11 protein-coding genes are annotated in these 17,371 nt (G+C 71.3%); 6 read left to right on the top strand and 5 right to left on the bottom strand.

The window, feature by feature from the left end; genetic code table 11:
- Positions 1-179 precede the first annotated feature (179 nt).
- The 6 genes from E4U92_RS29230 to E4U92_RS29205 all read left to right on the top strand — a co-directional run bounded on the left by E4U92_RS29230 (position 180) and on the right by E4U92_RS29205 (position 13,391).
- On the top strand, positions 180-3,569 hold the full coding sequence (locus tag E4U92_RS29230; protein WP_137303486.1) for a CARDB domain-containing protein: 3,390 nt from the start codon (positions 180-182) through the stop codon (positions 3,567-3,569).
- Positions 3,570-3,790: 221 nt separating this feature from the next.
- Positions 3,791-8,077, top strand: coding sequence for a discoidin domain-containing protein (locus E4U92_RS29225; protein ID WP_137303442.1), 4,287 nt, complete (start codon positions 3,791-3,793; stop codon positions 8,075-8,077).
- 252 nt (positions 8,078-8,329) lie between these two features.
- On the top strand, positions 8,330-9,742 hold the full coding sequence (locus E4U92_RS29220) for an extracellular solute-binding protein (RefSeq protein WP_137303441.1): 1,413 nt from the start codon (positions 8,330-8,332) through the stop codon (positions 9,740-9,742).
- 67 nt (positions 9,743-9,809) lie between these two features.
- On the top strand, positions 9,810-10,769 hold the full coding sequence (locus E4U92_RS29215) for a carbohydrate ABC transporter permease (protein WP_137303440.1): 960 nt from the start codon (positions 9,810-9,812) through the stop codon (positions 10,767-10,769).
- Positions 10,770-10,785: 16 nt separating this feature from the next.
- Complete coding sequence (locus E4U92_RS29210) at positions 10,786-11,661, top strand: carbohydrate ABC transporter permease (protein WP_137303439.1); 876 nt, start codon at positions 10,786-10,788, stop codon at positions 11,659-11,661.
- A gap of 122 nt (positions 11,662-11,783) precedes the next feature.
- Positions 11,784-13,391, top strand: a complete 1,608-nt coding sequence (locus E4U92_RS29205) for a glycoside hydrolase family 13 protein (RefSeq protein ID WP_137303438.1) — start codon at positions 11,784-11,786, stop codon at positions 13,389-13,391.
- 109 nt (positions 13,392-13,500) lie between these two features.
- Here E4U92_RS29205 and E4U92_RS29200 read toward each other — a convergent pair whose 3' ends face one another.
- The 5 genes from E4U92_RS29200 to E4U92_RS29180 form a co-directional block, all read right to left on the bottom strand.
- Positions 13,501-14,166: a DUF3618 domain-containing protein gene (locus E4U92_RS29200; protein ID WP_137303437.1), complete on the bottom strand. Its 666-nt coding sequence runs from the start codon at positions 14,164-14,166 to the stop codon at positions 13,501-13,503.
- Complete coding sequence (locus tag E4U92_RS29195; protein ID WP_137303436.1) at positions 14,142-14,561, bottom strand: phage holin family protein; 420 nt, start codon at positions 14,559-14,561, stop codon at positions 14,142-14,144. The genes E4U92_RS29200 and E4U92_RS29195 overlap by 25 nt, the downstream gene beginning before the upstream one ends.
- A gap of 1 nt (position 14,562) precedes the next feature.
- Entirely contained in the window at positions 14,563-15,285 is a 723-nt protein-coding gene (locus E4U92_RS29190) for a hypothetical protein (protein ID WP_137303435.1), read from the bottom strand.
- Positions 15,286-15,398: 113 nt separating this feature from the next.
- The gene (locus tag E4U92_RS29185; protein ID WP_137303434.1) at positions 15,399-16,004 is read right to left on the bottom strand and encodes a dihydrofolate reductase family protein; all 606 of its coding nucleotides are present in this window, start codon (positions 16,002-16,004) and stop codon (positions 15,399-15,401) included.
- A gap of 71 nt (positions 16,005-16,075) precedes the next feature.
- Positions 16,076-17,335, bottom strand: coding sequence for an ROK family transcriptional regulator (locus tag E4U92_RS29180; RefSeq protein WP_137303433.1), 1,260 nt, complete (start codon positions 17,333-17,335; stop codon positions 16,076-16,078).
- Positions 17,336-17,371: the final 36 nt, after the last annotated feature.

The raw sequence follows: 17,371 nt of genomic DNA, 5'->3' as shown, positions 1-17,371 counted from the left end.
CGACCGCGAGCTGCGTGCCCTGAACGGCCCGTCCTGTGACGGCCGTTGACAAAGTCTTCATCTGCTAGAAACCTGTCTCGTCAGCGACGCAAATATTTGACGAATTAACTCAAAACCGCATTCAGGCGTCGCAGTCCACCACTGGTCATGCACCGCGGCCGGATCACGGAGAGGCCATGATGAGAGGGAGACACGCGCGCCTGCGGACGACCGTCGGCGCCCTGATCGCGGCACTGCTCGCCCTCGCGCTGCTGCCCGCCGGCGCGTACGCCGTTCCCGCCGGCGCGGCCGCCGAGGTGAACCTGGCCCTGGGCAAGCGGACCGGCGCGAGCGGCGCGCACGACGGATACCCGGCGGGCCAGGTCACCGACGGCACCCAGCAGTCGTACTGGGAGGGTCCCGCCGGGGCGTTCCCCGCCTGGGTGCAGGTCGACCTGGGCAGCGCTGTCCGCGTCGACCGGGTGGTGCTGAAGCTGCCCGCCACCTGGGAGGCGCGCACCCAGACGCTCGCCGTGCTGGGCAGCACCGACGGCAGCGCCTTCACCGCGCTCGCCGCCTCCGCCGCCCGCGCCTTCACCCCTGCGCAGGCCAACACGGTCGGCATCGACACCGGCGCCGCCACCGCCCGCTACGTCCGCGTGCAGGTGAGCGCCAACAGCGGCTGGAACGCGGCCCAGTTGGCCGAGCTGGAAGTGTACGGGCAAGGGCAGGACCCGACCGATCCGCCGCCGGCCACCGGCTCGAACCTGGCGCGCGGCAAGCCGGTCGAGGCGACCTCGACCACCCAGACCTACGTCGCGGCCAACGCCGTCGACGACACCGCCGGCACCTACTGGGAGTCGTCGGGATTCCCGTCCAGCCTGACGGTGAAGCTCGGCGCGAACGCCGACCTCCAGGCCGTCGTGGTCAAGCTCGACCCCGACCCGGCCTGGGGACCGCGCACCCAGTCCTTCCAGGTGCTCGGACGCGAACAGTCGGCGACCGACTTCGTCCAGCTCAAGGCCCGCGCGGACTACGCCTTCAGCCCGTCCGCCGGGCAGAACTCCGTCACCGTAGCCGTCACCGGCCGCTACGCCGACGTCCGCCTCACCTTCTTCTCCAACACCGGCGCCCCCGGCGGCCAGGTCGCCGAGTTGCAGGTGGTCGGCACGGCGGCGCCCAACCCGGACCTCACGCTCACCGGCCTGGACTGGAAGCCGGCCGCGCCCACCGAGGCCGACCCGGTCACGGTGAACGCCACCGTGCGCAACGCCGGCTCCGCACCCGCGCCCGCCACCACCGTCGACGTCAGCCTCGAAGGCGCCGTCGCCGGTTCCGCCGCCGTCGGCCCGCTCGCGGCCGGGGCCTCGACGACCGTCGCGGTGGCCGTGGGCAAGCGGCCGGCCGGCTCCTACGGCGTCTCCGCGGTGGTGGACCCCCGCGGTACCGTCCCCGAGCAGGACGACACCAACAACAGCCGGACCGCGGCGACGAAGCTGGTCGTCGACCGGAGCCCGGGCCCCGACCTGACCGTCACGGGCATCGCCACCGACCCCACCGCCCCGGCCGCGGGTGCCAAGGTGTCCTTCACCGTCACCGTCCACAACCGCGGCACCACCACCGCACCGGCGGGCACCGTCACCCGCCTCACCGCCGGCGGCACCACGCTCGACGGCACCACCGGCGCCGTCGCGGCGGGCGGGTCCGTCACCGTGGCCGTTCCCGGCACCTGGACGGCCACCGACGGCGGGGCGACGCTCGCCGCCACGGCCGACGCCACCGACGTGGTCAAGGAGACGAACGAGGACAACAACACCTTCGCCCGCTCCCTCGTCGTCGGACGTGGCGCCGCCGTGCCGTACACGGAGTACGAGGCGGAGGACGGCCGCTACGACGGCACCCTGCTGACCACCGACGCCAAGCGCACCTTCGGGCACACGAACTTCGCCACCGAGTCCTCCGGGCGCAGGTCGGTCCGGCTCACCTCGACCGGCCAGTACGTCGAGTTCACGTCCACCACCCCGTCCAACTCCGTCGTCGTGCGCAACTCGATCCCGGACGCACCGGGCGGCGGCGGACAGGAGGCGACCCTCAGTCTCTACGCGGACGGGACGTTCGTGCGCAAGCTGACCCTGTCGTCCAAGCACAGCTGGCTGTACGGCACCACCGACGATCCGGAGGGCCTGACCAACCGGCCCGGCGGCGACGCCCGGCGGCTCTTCGACGAGTCCCACGCCCTGCTCAGCGACACCTACCCGGCCGGCACCCGGTTCCGCCTCCAGCGGGACGCCGGTGACGGCGCCGCGTACTACGTCATCGACCTCGTCGACCTGGAACAGGTGGCGCCCCCGGCCGCCAAGCCCGCCGAGTGCGCCTCCATCACGGACTACGGCGCGGTGCCCAACGACGGCGTCGACGACTCCGACGCCCTCCAACGCGCCGTCACCGCGGACCAGAACGGGCAGATCCCCTGCGTCTGGATCCCTGCCGGGCAGTGGCGCCAGGAGAAGAAGATCCTCACCGACGACCCGCTCGACCGGGGCCAGTACAACCAGGTGGGCATCCGGGACGTCACCGTCCGCGGCGCCGGCATGTGGCACTCCCAGCTCTACTCGCTGATCCCGCCCCAGGACGCGGGCGGCATCAACCACCCGCACGAGGGCAACTTCGGCTTCGACATCGACGACAACACCCGGATCTCCGACATCGCGATCTTCGGGTCCGGCACCATCCGCGGCGGCGACGGCGGAGCCGAGGGCGGGGTCGCGCTCAACGGCCGCTTCGGCAAGAACACCAGGATCACCGACGTGTGGATCGAGCACGCCAACGTCGGCGCCTGGGTCGGCCGTGACTACTCCGACATCCCCGAGCTGTGGGGCCCCGGCGACGGCCTGGAGTTCAGCGGTGTCCGCATCCGCGACACGTACGCGGACGGTGTCAACTTCACCAACGGCACCCGCAACTCGACCGTCTACAACTCCTCGTTCCGCAACACCGGCGACGACGCGCTCGCCGTGTGGGCCAACAAGTACGTGAAGGACACGTCCGTCGACGTCGGCCACGACAACCACTTCCGCAACAACACCGTCCAGTTGCCCTGGCGGGCCAACGGCATCGCCGTCTACGGCGGCCACGGCAACACGGTCGAGAACAACCTGGTCTCCGACACCATGAACTACCCGGGCATCATGCTGGCCACCGACCACGACCCGCTGCCCTTCTCCGGCCAGACGCTCATCGCGAACAACGGCCTGTACCGCACGGGCGGCGCCTTCTGGGGCGAGGCGCAGGAGTTCGGCGCCATCACCCTGTTCGCCCAGGGGCAGGACATCCCGGGCGTCACGATCCGCGACACCGATATCCACGACTCCACCTACGACGGCATCCAGTTCAAGACGGGCGGCGGCGCGACCCCGGGCGTGCAGATCCGGGGCGTCACCATCGACAGGTCCCTGAACGGTTCCGGGATCCTCGCCATGGGCGGGGCGCGCGGCAGCGCGACGCTGACCGGCGTCACCATCACGAACTCCGCCCAGGGGGACGTGGTCGTCGAGCCCGGCTCGCAGTTCGTCATCAACCGCGGCGGCTGAGGACCGCGGCACCGGTACGGCGGTCCGCCCCCGGCGGGCCGCCGCACCGGCATGCCCGTCCGCCCTCCTGCCGCTCCTCGCGCAGGCGGCGGGCGCCGCTCAAGACAGGCTGTCCGATCCGTAGACGATCGGACGATCCTCTGCAACTCTCTGAGCCGCCAGCGCAAAAAACTAACTGCGCCTCCCCGTCGACAGCAGCGGCGGAGAGAGATCGAGGACCGATGACATTCCACCGAAGGAGATCACGGGCCCTGAGCACCGTGATCGTGACCAGCCTCCTGGCCCTGGGCGGCCCAGTGCTCGCCGCCCGCGCCGCCGGGGGCCCCAACATCGCGCTCGGCGACACCGCGTCGGCGAGCAGCGCCCAGAGCGGCTACGCGGCCCCCAACATCACCGACGGCAACCAGGGCACGTACTGGGAGAGCGCGGGCTCCGGGCTCCCGCAGTGGGTGCAGACCGACCTCGGCGCCACCCAGCGCGTCGACGAGGTCGTCCTGAAGCTGCCCGCGGGCTGGGAGAGCCGCGACCAGACCCTCGCCGTGCAGGGCAGCGCCGACGGGACCAGCTTCAGCACCCTGAAGACCAGCGCCACGTACACCTTCAGCCCCGCCTCAGCCAACACCGTGACGGTCGCCTTCCCGGCCGCCCAGACCCGGTTCGTGCGGATCGCCGTCACCGCCAACACCGGCTGGCGGGCGGCGCAGCTCTCCGAGCTGGAGGTGCACGCCGCCACCGGCTCGTCCGCCAACCTCGCCGCCGGCCGCACCCTGACCGCGAGCAGCACCACACAGGTCTACGCCGCGGGCAACGCCAACGACGGCAACCGGGCTACCTACTGGGAGAGTTCCAACAACGCCCTGCCGCAGTGGCTGCAGGCCGACCTCGGCTCCTCCGTGCGCGTGGACCGCATCGTGCTGAGGCTGCCCGCCGCCTGGGAGAGCCGCAGCCAGACGCTGAAGATCCAGGGCAGCACCAACGGCAGCGACTTCACCGACCTCACGGCGGTAAAGGCGTACGGCTTCGACCCGACGAGCGGCAACGCGGCCACGATCTCCTTCGACGCCACCACGACCCGCTACGTGCGGGTGCTGGTCACGGCCAACACGGTCCAGCCCGCGGCCCAGATCTCCGAGCTGGAGATCTACGGGCCGCAGGGCGGCGACACCCAGGCGCCCAGCGCCCCGGCGAACCTCGCGCTGACCGAGCCGGCCACCGGCCAGATCCGGCTGACCTGGAACGCCGCCACCGACAACATCGGGGTGACCGGCTACGACATCTACGCGAACGGCTCCCTGCTGACCAGCGTCGGCGGGGACGTCACCGCCTACACCGACACCCGCCCCGCCGCCGAGACCGTCTCCTACTACGTGCGGGCGAGGGACGCGGCGGGCAACCAGTCCGCCGACAGCACCACCGTCACCCGCAGGGGCGACACCGGCGACACCCAGGCGCCGACCGCGCCCGGCAACCTGGCGTACACCGAGCCCGGCGCCGGGAAGATCAAGCTGACCTGGACCGCCTCCACGGACAACGTCGGCGTGGCGAAGTACGAGATCTACGCCAACAACGCCCTGCGGGCCACGGTCGCGGGCGACGTCACCACCTACACCGACACCCAGCCCACGACGAGCACCGTCACCTACACGGTGCGGGCGAGGGACGCGACCGGCAACCAGTCGGCGCCGAGCAACGGCGTCACCCGCAACGGCACCGGCGGTGGCGGCTCCGACCTGGCCGTCGGCAAGCCGATCAGTGCCTCCTCCGTGGTGTACACCTACGTCGCGGAGAACGCCAACGACAACAACGTCGGCACCTACTGGGAGGGCGCGGGCGGCAGTTACCCGAACACCCTCACCGTCAAGCTCGGCGCCAACGCCGACCTCGACCACCTGGTGCTCAGGCTCAACCCGGACGCCGCCTGGTCCCGGCGCACCCAGACCATCGAGGTCCTCGGCCGGGAGCAGAAGGCGGACGGCTTCACCTCCCTGGTCGCCGCGAAGAGCTACACCTTCGACCCGGCCGACGGCAACACCGTCACGGTGCCCGTGGCGGCCCGCGTGGCCGACGTCCAGCTCAAGTTCACGGCCAACTCCGGTTCGTCCGCCGGACAGCTCGCCGAGTTCCAGGTGATCGGCGTCCCGGCGCCCAACCCCGACCTGGAGGTCACCGGGCTGAGCGTGTCGCCCGCGGCGCCCGTGGAGTCGGACGCCCTGACCGTCTCGGCCACCGTGCGCAACTCCGGCCCGGCCGACGCCCCGGCGAGCTCCCTCGCCGTGCGGCTGGGCGGCACCAAGGTCGCCTCCGCACAGGTCGGCCCGCTGGCGGCGGGCGCGCAGACCACCGTCACCGCGTCCCTCGGGCAGCGCGAGGCCGGCACCTACCCACTCAGCGCCGTCGCCGACGAGTCCGACGCGGTGATCGAGCAGAACGAGACCAACAACACCTACACCAGCCCCACCGCGCTGGTGGTCAAGCCGGTCGAGAGCGCCGACCTGGTGGCGTCCTCCGTCACCACCACGCCGTCCAGCCCGGCGGCCGGGGACACCGTCACCTTCCGGGTCTCGCTGAAGAACCAGGGCAACAAGGCCAGCGCCGCGGGCAGTCACGGCGTCACGCTCACCCTCACCGACGCCCAGGGCGGCACGGCCAAGACCCTGAGCGGTGCGTACAGCGGCACGCTGGCCGCGGGCGCCTCCACGGACGTGGAACTCGGCCCGTGGACCGCGGCCAACGGCTCGTACACGGTGCGGACGGTGATCGCCGACGACCCCAACGAGCTGCCGGTCAAGCGGCAGAACAACACCGCCGCTCAGCCGCTGTTCGTCGGCCGCGGCGCCCACATGCCGTACGACATGTACGAGGCGGAGGACGGCACGGTCGGCGGCGGGGCCACCGTCGTGGGCCCCAACCGGACCATCGGCGACATCGCCGGCGAGGCCTCCGGCCGCAAGGCGGTCAGCCTCGACGCGACCGGCGAGTACGTGGAGTTCACCACCCGCGCCGCGACCAACACCCTGGTGACCCGCTTCTCCCTCCCGGACGCGCCGGGCGGCGGGGGCATCGACTCGACGATCGACGTCTACGTCGACGGGGTGTTCAAGAAGGCCCTCCCGCTGACCTCCAAGTACGCCTGGCTGTACGGGGCGGAGGCCTCACCGGGCAACTCGCCGAGCGCCGGTGCCCCGCGGCACATCTACGACGAGGCACACATCCTGCTCGGCGAGACCGTGCCCAAGGGCAGCCGGATCCGGCTGCAGAAGGACGCCGCCAACACGTCGACCTACGCCATCGACTTCATCAACCTGGAGCAGGCCACCCCGGCCGCCAACCCCGACCCGGCCACGTACACGGTGCCCACCGGCTTCACGCACCAGGCGGTGCAGGACGCGCTGGACAAGGTGCGCATGGACACCACGGGCAAGCTCGTCGGCGTCTACCTGCCGCCCGGCGACTACGAGACGTCGAGCAAGTTCCAGGTGTACGGCAAGGCGGTGCAGGTGGTCGGCGCCGGCCCCTGGTTCACCACCTTCCACGCCCCGGCGTCGCAGGAGAACACGGACATCGGCTTCCGCGCGGAGGCGTCGGCCAAGGGGTCGGTGTTCAAGGGCTTCGCCTACTTCGGCAACTACACCTCGCGCATCGACGGACCGGGGAAGGTGTTCGACTTCTCCAACGTGTCGGACATCGTCATCGACGACGTCTGGAACGAGCACACGGTGTGCCTGTACTGGGGCGCCAACACCGACCGGATGACCATCAAGAACTCCCGGATCCGGGACCTGTTCGCCGACGGCGTCAACATGACCAACGGTTCCACCGACAACCTCGTCACCAACAACGACGCGCGCGCCACCGGCGACGACAGCTTCGCGCTGTTCTCGGCGATCGACGCGGGCGGCGCGGACGAGAAGAACAACGTCTTCGAGAACCTGACCACCACGCTGACCTGGCGTGCCGCGGGCGTGGCCGTGTACGGCGGGTACCACAACACCTTCCGCAACATCCACATCGCGGACACGCTGGTCTACTCCGGGATCACCATCTCCTCGCTGGACTTCGGCTATCCGATGAACGGCTTCGGGACCGACCCGACGACCTTCGAGAACATCTCCGTGGTGCGGGCCGGCGGCCACTTCTGGGGCCAGCAGACCTTCCCGGGCATCTGGCTGTTCTCGGCCTCGAAGGTGTTCCAGGGGATCCGGGTGAACCACGTCGACATCGTCGATCCCACCTACAGCGGGATCATGTTCCAGACGCAGTACCTCAACGGCCAACCGGTCAACCCGATCAAGGACACCGTCTTCACGGACATCTCCGTCACAGGTGCCCACAAGAGCGGCGACGTCTTCGACGCCAAGTCCGGCTTCGGCCTGTGGGCCAACGAGATGCCCGAGCCGGGGCAGGGCCCCGCGGTCGGCGAAGTGACGTTCAACGGGCTGGAGATGAGCAACAACGCCGTCGACGTCCGCAACACCACCTCCACCTTCAAGATCAACATCAATCCGTGACGGCGGGCGCCGCGCAGGCGCCGCCGCGTACGCCGGAGGGCCGGTGCGAGCTCCGTGGGGGCTTGCGCCGGCCCGTCCGCGTGTGCCGGTGCGCAGGCGCCCCTGCGGAGCCTCTCTTCCCTGTTCTGTCGAGGAATTACGAAATCTGCGCGAGATATTGCGCTCCTTTGCTGGCGGTGGTTGAGTGTGCGACGCCCCACCACGCATCGGCGACGGGGCCACCTCATCGTTCCTGCCGAAGGGGAACCACCCATGAGAACAGCCCGGCTCCGCCGTACCCGCCGCACCGGCGCGGTCGTCGTCGTCTCCGCCCTCGCGCTCAGCGCTCTGGCCGCCTGCGGCACGAGCAGCAGCAGCGACGACAGCGGCAACTCCGGCAGCGGGTCCTCGGACCCGGCCGCGCCGCTGGACCCGAAGACCAAGGTGACGATCACCATCGACTGCATGCCGCCGGCGGCGAAGGCGGCCGAGCTGAGGGAATGGAAGGAGGACGTCGCGGCGTTCAACAAGACCTACCCGAACGTCACGATCGAGGGCCGCTCCACGCCCGGCCAGTGCCTGGAGCCGCCGCGCTTCACCGCGATGCTCAAGGCCAAGTCGCAGCCGGACGTGTTCTACACGTACTTCACCGACCTGCCGCAGGTGCTCGACAACGACGGCGCCGAGGACATCACCGCCTACGTCACCGACAAGACGGTGCCCGCGCTCAAGGACATCGACCCCAACGTGCTGGGCTCGCTCAAGCACGACGGCAAGCTGTACGGCCTGCCCACCAGCAACTACACCATGGGCCTGCTCATCAACCGCAAGCTGTTCCGGCAGGCCGGCCTCGACCCCGACAACCCGCCGCGCACCTGGGAGGACGTGCGCAGCGCGGCCAAGAAGATAGCCGGGCTCGGCAAGGGCATCGCCGGCTACGGCGACTACAGCGCGGCCAACACGGGCGGCTGGCACTTCACGGCGGCGGTGTACAGCCTCGGCGGCGACGTCGTGGACTCCAGCGGCAAGAAGGCCGCCTTCAACAACGACATCGGCAAGCAGGTCGCGCACAACCTCCACGCCATGCGCTGGGAGGACGACAGCATGGGCAAGACCCAGCTCCTGAAGTGGGGCGACCTGCAGAAGCAGATCGCCACCGACAAGCTCGGCATGTTCCTCGCCGCCCCCGACGACATCGCCTACATGGTCCAGCAATTGGGCGCCACGTACGAGAACTTCGGCATGGGCCCGATCCCGGGCGGCAAGAACACGCTGGCCGGCGGCAACAACTACATGATCAAGAAGGGCATCTCCGGCGACAAGATCAAGGCCGCGATCGCCTGGCTCAACTACAAGAACCTCACCGTCGGCAAGGGCCAGTTCGACTGGGCCCGCACCAAGGCGGACAAGCTGCCCGTCGGCGTCCCGCAGCCCAACTTCTGGCTGGGGGAGTCGAAGAAGAAGGACGACGCCGCCCGGGCGGCCAACGCCACCATGCCGGTCGCCAACTTCAAGACGTTCATGGACAACCCGGTGGCCGGCAAGGCGGAGCCGCCGAAGGCCCAGGAGATCTACAAGGTCCTCGACAACGTCATGTCCGGCATCCTCACCGACAAGGACGCCGACATCGACAAGCTGCTGTCCACGGCCGAGTCACAGGTCGACCAGGTCCTCGCCAACCAGTGACCGCCCCCGGCGCGGGCGGGCCCCGAGCGGTCCGCCCCGCCCGACCAGCACGCCCCGAGGAGCGACGATGTCGGCCCCCAGCCTGACCCCGAGCACGACCGACGCGGCCCGCCGCACCCTGCCCCGCCCGGCGGGCCCCCCGCCCGCCCGGGGCCGGTTCGCCAGGAGCCTGCGCCGCAACCTCACCGCGCACGCCTTCCTCATCGGCGCCCTGGTGTGCTTCGCGGTGTTCTCCTGGTACCCGATGGTCCGCGAGTTCGGCCTCGCCTTCCAGAAGACCGAGTCGGGCCACACCCGCTGGGTCGGCCTGGACAACCTCACCACGGTCGTCAACGACCCGGCGTTCTGGCAGGCGTGGCGCAACACCGCGCTGTTCACCGTGCTGGCCCTGCTCCTCGGGTTCGCGGTGCCGTTCGTCGCCGCCCTCGTCATCAACGAGTTCCGCCACGGCCAGGCATACCTGCGGCTGCTCGTCTACCTGCCGGTGATGCTGCCCCCGGTCGCCTCGGTGCTGCTCTTCAAGTACCTCTACGACCCCGGCTACGGCCTGCTCAACGAGGTGCTGCGGTTCCTGCACCTGCCCGAGCAGCAGTGGCTGCAGGACGCGGACCTCTCCATGCTGTCCGTCGTGATCGCCGCGACCTGGATGAACATGGGCGGCGCCGCGCTGATCTACCTGGCCGCGCTGCAGAACATCCCGGGCGAGCTGTACGAGGCGGCCGAACTCGACGGCGCCGGCCTGCTGCGCAAGATCTGGTACGTCACCATCCCGCAGACCCGGCTGATCCTGTCCCTGATGCTGCTCATGCAGGTCATCGCCACCATGCAGGTCTTCGTCGAGCCGTTCCTGCTGACCGGCGGCGCCGGCCCCGAGGGCTCGACCACCACGGTCGTCTACCTCATCTACCAGTACGCCTTCAACTTCAACAACTACGGCGCCGCGGCCGCGCTCGGCCTGCTCCTGCTCGTCCTGCTCGCCGGTTTCTCGGGGGCGTACGCCAGGCTCAGCCGCGCCGACGACGAGTGACCCGGGGGAGACCGCCATGTCCACACGCACCCTCATCTCACCGGCCCAGCTCGCCAGACCCCGCGGGAAGATCGTCTACTGGACGGTGTTCGCGGTGGTCGTCACCGGCTTCACGCTGGTCTTCCTGGGCCCCCTGTACTGGATGATCTCCAGCGGCTTCAAGGACAGCCAAGAGGTGGTCCAGACACCCCCGACCTGGGTGCCGAAGTCGTTCACCCCGGGCAACTACTCGCACGCCTGGGAGGTCATGGACCTCTCCACGCTGCTGCTCAACACCCTGTACTACGCCTTCGGCGCGCTCGCCTTCCAGCTCGTGCTGGACGTCGCCGCCGCCTACTCGCTGTCCCGGCTGCGGCCCGTGTTCGGCAAGGCGATCCTCGGGATGATGCTCGCCACGCTGATGATCCCGGCGACGGTGCTGGTCGTGCCGCAGTACCTGACCGTGCTCGACGTGCCGATCGTGCAGCGCAACCTGCTCAACTCGCCGTGGGCGATCTGGCTGCCGTCCGTCACCAACGCGTTCAACATCTTCCTGCTGAAGCGGTTCTTCGACTCCATCCCGCAGGAACTGCTCGACGCGGCCGCCATGGACGGCGCGTCCCCGACGCGCGTGCTGTGGTCCGTCGTGCTGCCCATCTCACGGCCCGTCCTCGGGGTGGTGTCGATCTTCGCGGTCGTGGGCATCTGGAAGGACTTCCTCTGGCCGATGCTGACCCTGCCCGACCCCTCCAAGCAGACCCTCAACGTCGGCATCTACTCACTGTCCAACGGCCTGCCCGTGAACGTCCTCATCGCGGCGCTCACCATCGCCTCGATCCCGACGCTGCTGCTGTTCCTGGTGTTCCAGCGCAACATCATGAGCGGGCTCACCGCGGGCGGCCTCAAGGGCTGACGTCCGCCACAGAGGCCCCGTACCGCGCACCCCACCCCTGCCTTCGCCGCCGGTCCGTCCGACGCCCCGCAGCCTCCGGGCCGGCGGCGAAGCACCACCCCTGCCCGAAAGGACCGTTTCACGTGGCAGCCCCTCACCCGCCCCGCACCGACGCCTGGTGGCGAGACGCCGTCATCTACCAGATCTACCCGCGCAGCTTCGCCGACGGTGACGGCGACGGCACCGGGGACCTCGCGGGCGCCCGGGCGAGACTGTCCCACCTCGCCGAACTCGGCGTGGACGCCGTCTGGTTCACCCCGTGGTACGCCTCACCGATGGTCGACGGCGGGTACGACGTCGCCGACTACCGCGCCGTCGACCCGGCCTTCGGCACCCTGCAGGAGGCGGAGAAACTGATCGCCCAGGCCGCGGAGATGGGCATCCGGGTGATCGTCGACATCGTCCCCAACCACGTCTCCGACCAGCACGCCTGGTTCCGCGCCGCACTGGAGGCGGGACCCGGCAGCCCGGAGCGGGAGCTGTTCCACTTCCGGCCCGGCCGCGGCCCCGACGGCGAACTCCCGCCCAACGACTGGCCGTCGCAGTTCGCCGGGCCCACCTGGACCCGCGTCCCCGACGGCGAGTGGTACCTGCACCTGTTCACGCCCGAGCAGCCGGACCTCAACTGGGCCCACCCGGCCGTGCGCCGGGAGCACGAGGACATCCTCAGGTTCTGGTTCGAACGCGGGGTGGCGGGGGTGCGCATCGACTCCGCGGCGCTGCTCGTGAAGGACCCGGCGCTCGCCGACTTCACCGAGGGCGTCGACCCGCACCCGTACATCGACCAGGACGGGCTGCACGACATCTACCGCTCCTGGCGCGCGATCGCCGACGAGTACGGCGCCGTGTTCGTCGGCGAGGTCTGGCTCCCGGACGCCGAGCGCTTCGCCCGCTACCTGCGCCCCGACGAACTGCACACCGCCTTCAACTTCACGTTCCTGACGTGCCCCTGGGACGCGGGCCGGCTGCGGCGCGCGATCGACGACACCCTCGCCGAGCACGCGCCCGTGGGCGCCCCCGCCACCTGGGTCCTGTGCAACCACGACGTGACCCGCACGGTCACCCGCTACGGGCGCGAGGACACCGCGTTCGACTTCGCCACGAAGGCGTTCGGCACGCCCACCGACCTGGAGCTGGGCACCCGGCGGGCCCGGGCCGCCGCGCTGCTGACCCTGGCCCTGCCCGGCTCCGTCTACCTCTACCAGGGCGAGGAACTGGGGCTGCCCGAGGCCGAGGTGCCGCTCGACCGCATCCAGGACCCCATGCACTTCCGCTCCGGGGGCACCGACCCGGGCCGCGACGGCTGCCGCATCCCGCTGCCGTGGGAGGCCGACGCCCCCCACGCCGGCTTCGGCTCTCGCGAGGAGCCCTGGCTGCCGCAGCCCGAGGGCTGGGCCGCCTACGCGGTCGACCGGCAGGGCCAGGACCCGGACTCGATGCTCTCGCTCTACCGCACGGCCCTCGCCCTGCGCCGCGCCGAGCCGGGCTTCGGCGACGGCCCCTTGACCTGGCTCGACGCCCCGACGGACGTGCTGGCCTTCACCCGCCCGGCCGGTCTGCTCTGCGTGGTCAACCTGTCCGCCGCCCCGGTCGACCTGCCGTCGCACGCGCACGTCCTGCTGGCCAGCGGCCCCCTGACGGCGGAGGGCAGTCTCCCGCGGGAGACGGCGGTGTGGCTGCGGACGGAGTAGACCGCACCGGCGGGGGCGGCCCGGGGCCCGTCGTCCGGGTCATTCCGGCGTGGCGGAGTGACCCGGACGACAGGCCCCGGCGGCACCGGCGGGCGACCCGCCGCGCGCCTCACTGCTGCCTGGTGTTCTCCGTGACCTGCTGCGCGGAGTCGCGGGCCTGGCCGGCGACCGTGCCGGCCTGGTCGCGGGCCTCCTCCTGGGTGGTCTGCAGGGCCTCCTGTGCGGTGCCCTTGACCTCGTCGGCCGCGGACTGGGCCGCGTCCCTGGCGTGCTCCTTCAGGTGCTGCGCGGAGTCGAGGGCGGCCTGCTTGACCGGTTCGAGGCTCTCCTTGCCCTGTTCCACGATCGCGGAGGCGGCCTGCTCCTCCGCCTCGGTCGTGGGCAGGAGGGAGGAGGCGAGGACACCGACGCCGAAGGCGATCAGGCCGGCGGCCAGCGGATGTCCCTGTGTCTGCCGCCGGGCCTGCTCGGGCGCCTGGCTGAGCATCTCACCCGCCTGCTGGGCGGTGTCGCGCGTCGCGCCGGTCACCTGACCGGCGCCGCCCTGCAGGGAGCCGGCCGCCGACCGAGCCCCTTCGGCGACGCTGTGCGCGGTGTCGGAGGCGGAACCCATGATCTGCTCCTTGAAGCCGGTGAAGGTGCCGCGCACGCGCTCGGTACGGCGGCGCACGATGTGCCGGGGGCTGGCGTGGTCGGCGAGCCGGTTCACGTCGTCGGACAGTCGGTCACGGGTGGCGTTGATCTCCGCCCTCATTTGGTCGGGTGACGTGCCCATCGGGTGTTCTCCTTCATGGTCTCGACGGTTCGCTCCGGTGTGGGGGAGACGGTGCGCATCCGGGAGCGGCCCTGTGCGTAGAGCACGCCCGCGACCACCGCCCAGACGGCGGTGACGATCAGGGCCGCCCAGCCGCCGTCCATCACGTTGGACAGGCCCAGGACGGCGGCGAGGGACAGGAACAGCAGGACCATGTAGCCGGCGAAGCCGGCGCCCCCGTACATGCCCGCCGCCTTGCCCGCCTTGGTGGCCTCCTCCTTGACCTCGGCCTTGGCGAGTTCCACCTCCTGGCGGAACAGGGTCTGGACGTCCGAGGTCACCCGCGACAGCAGGACACCCACCGAGGGCTCCTCGCCGTAGGGGTCCGCGCGGTCCGGCCGGGGGGACGACGCCATGTCACACCCCCGGGTGCGGAGGCGTCAGGTCACCGGGGCCGGCGGCCGCGGGCGGGACGGGCGGCGGTGCCGTGGGGACGGGCGGGACCGCCGGCGGGGGAGAGGGCTCGGCCGGCTGGGCCGGCGTCCACTGCCCCGAGCCCGGGGCGGGCGCCGGTACCTCCGGCCCGACCGGGCCCGGGGGCTCCACGGCTGCCGCGGCTCGCTCCTGGCCGGCGCCGGCCGACTGCGCGGCCCGGCCCGCCGACTTCCCCAGACGCCCGGCGACCAGCCCCGCCACCAGCGCGCCGCCCAGGAACAGCCCGGGACGGCGTCGCGCGAAGCGCTGGACGTCTCCGACGATGCCCTCGACGCCGTGCCGGTCGACGTAGTCCGCCGCGCGGTGCCCGCGGTCGGCGAGCTGCGCGGTGAGGCTGCGGGCGGGGGTGTCCCCCGGTGCGCCGTCCGCCAGGTCCGCCAGGTCCTGGGCCCACTGCCGGAGCACCCCGGCGGCCCGTTTGGTCTGCCCCTCGGCCTCGTCCATGACCCGGCCCCGCAGGTCGCCCACGACCGACCCGGCCTGGTGCCGTACCTCGTCGGCCACGGTCTTCGCCTGCTGCGCGGCCGTGGTCGCGACCTGGCCCGCGGCCTCGCGCGTCTGGCCGGCCGTGGCGGTCGTCTCCGCCCGGACCGACTCCCCGACCTGCTGCAGCCTTCCGCTGTTCTCCGGTACGGACTGACTCATGCCACCCTCCTCACCGCCGGTGCATGCCGTTCATGCACCTTGGGTGACGAGTGACTTGATACGTCCGATTCACTCACGATCAGGAAGAAATTCCGATGAGAGGTCGGCGGACCCTAGTAGCTGTCGTACGTCGGCTCGCCGCTCGGCCGGTAGACGCCGAGGACGGTGCCGGTCTTCGTGGTCGTGACGCTGACCGGCTCGAGTGCGGTGGGGATCGCCCCGTCGGCGAACAGCCGCTTGCCGCTGCCGATGATCACCGGGTGGATGGTGAGCCGGTACTCGTCGACGAGGCCGTGCCGCATCAGGGTCTGGGCGAGGTCGCCGCTGCCCACGACGTTGATGTCCCCGCCGTCGGTCTCCTTCAGCGCGCGGACGGCGTCGGCGACGTCGCCCTGCAGCAGGGTGGAGTTTTGCCAGTCGACGGACGTCAGGGTCCGGGACGCCACGTACTTGCGCAGGGCGTTCATCCGCTCGGTGAACGGGTTGCCGGGGTCGGCGGTCGGCCAGTACGACGCGAAGATCTCGTACGTCTTACGGCCCAGGAGCATCGCGTCGGCGGGCTCGTACCAGCCGGCGACGGCGTTGCCGACCTCGTCGTCGGACACCGGCTTCTGCCAGCCGCCGTGCTCGAAGCCGCTGGTGGCGTCCTCGTCCGGGCCGCCCGGTGCCTGCATGACGCCGTCGAGCGTGAGGAACGTGCAAACGATGACCTTGCGCATGGTGCGCTCCTTTCGTCGACGGGGTAGACGGCGGGGCCGCCGGAAACTCATCGGTCGGCCGGCCGGACCCGTCAGCCGGGTGGCGTCCCCGTGCCCAGCAGGGCCGACAACTGCGGGGAGTACGTGGCGTGCAGCACGAGCGCCGCGCTCCCGACGACCGCCGCGTCCACCCCGAGCCAGGACGCCTCGACGTCGACGACCCGGACGTGCCGCGACAGCGGGCGCCGGGCCAGCGCGGCGGCGACGACCTCCACGTAGCGCGACTCGACGTGCTGGATGCCGTGGCCGCCCAGGACGATCAGGTCCACGTCGAGGAAGTTGGCGATGTCGACCGCGACCGAGGCCACGTGCTCGGCGCTCTCGTCGACGACCGCGGCGGCGACCGGGTCGCCCGCGGCCGCGGCCAGACCGATGGCGGGGTGGTCGACGGCCCCGGGGTCCTGCGCGAAGGCACGCGCCAGCGCGCTGTCCGGGTGGGACCCGGCGGCGAGCCTGCGGTGCACCTCGGCCACGATGGCCGTGGGGTTGACCAGGCGCTCCAGGCAGCCCCGGTTCCCGCAGTAGCACTCCGGGCCGTCGGGCAGCACCGAGGAGTGCCCGAACTCGCCCGCGTTCAGTGAACCGCCCCGGTACACCTGGTGGTTGAGGATGAGGCCGCCGCCGACACCGGTGCCGAAGTAGAAGTAGGCGAAGTCCGCCACGCCCCGGCCCGCCCCCGACCAGCGCTCGCCGACCGCGGCCGCGGTGGCGTCGTTGTCGAGGGTCACCGGCAGACCGGTCGCCTCGCTGAGCATGTGCTGCACGGGCACCCGGGTCCAGCCGGTGAGCTGCGGGGCGCCGACGATCGCACCCTGCTCGAGGTCGATCGGCCCGGGGGTGGCCAGTCCGAGGCCGAGGATCTTGCCGCGGTCGACGCCCGTCTCGGCCAGGACGTCGGCGACCAGCTCGGCCATGGCCTTGACGACCTGGGGCGGGTCCGCGTCCGGGTGCGTGGGGCGCTTCTTGACCAGCAGCGGCCGGCCCAGCAGGTCCACCACGGTGCAGCTGAGCTGGACGGGGTCGAAGTGCAGGCCCACGGCGCTGCCCGCCTCGGCGTTGATGCGCAGCGTGGTGCGGGGCTTGCCGCCGCTGGCCACCCTGCTCGCGCCGTCCTCGCGGACGATGCCCTCGTCCAGCAGCCGGCGCACGATGCCGGACACCGTCTGCGGTGTGAGGCCGGTGTGCTCGGCGATCTCGACCCGGCTGATGCCGTCGGCGAGCTGGATCTGGTCGAGCACGACGGCCCGGTTGTAGCGCCCGACCTTGGGAAGGTTCGTTCCTGCCTGCCGCACCTGCGGTCCTCTCTCGTCGCCCCCCACCAACCTATC

Origin of the sequence: Streptomyces galbus (assembly GCF_005280195.1) — a bacterium.
GTDB classification, from domain to species: Bacteria; Actinomycetota; Actinomycetes; order Streptomycetales; family Streptomycetaceae; genus Streptomyces; species Streptomyces galbus.
The sequence above is the reverse complement of the archived record's forward strand: the minus strand, read 5'-3'. Positions and strand labels throughout refer to the sequence as shown.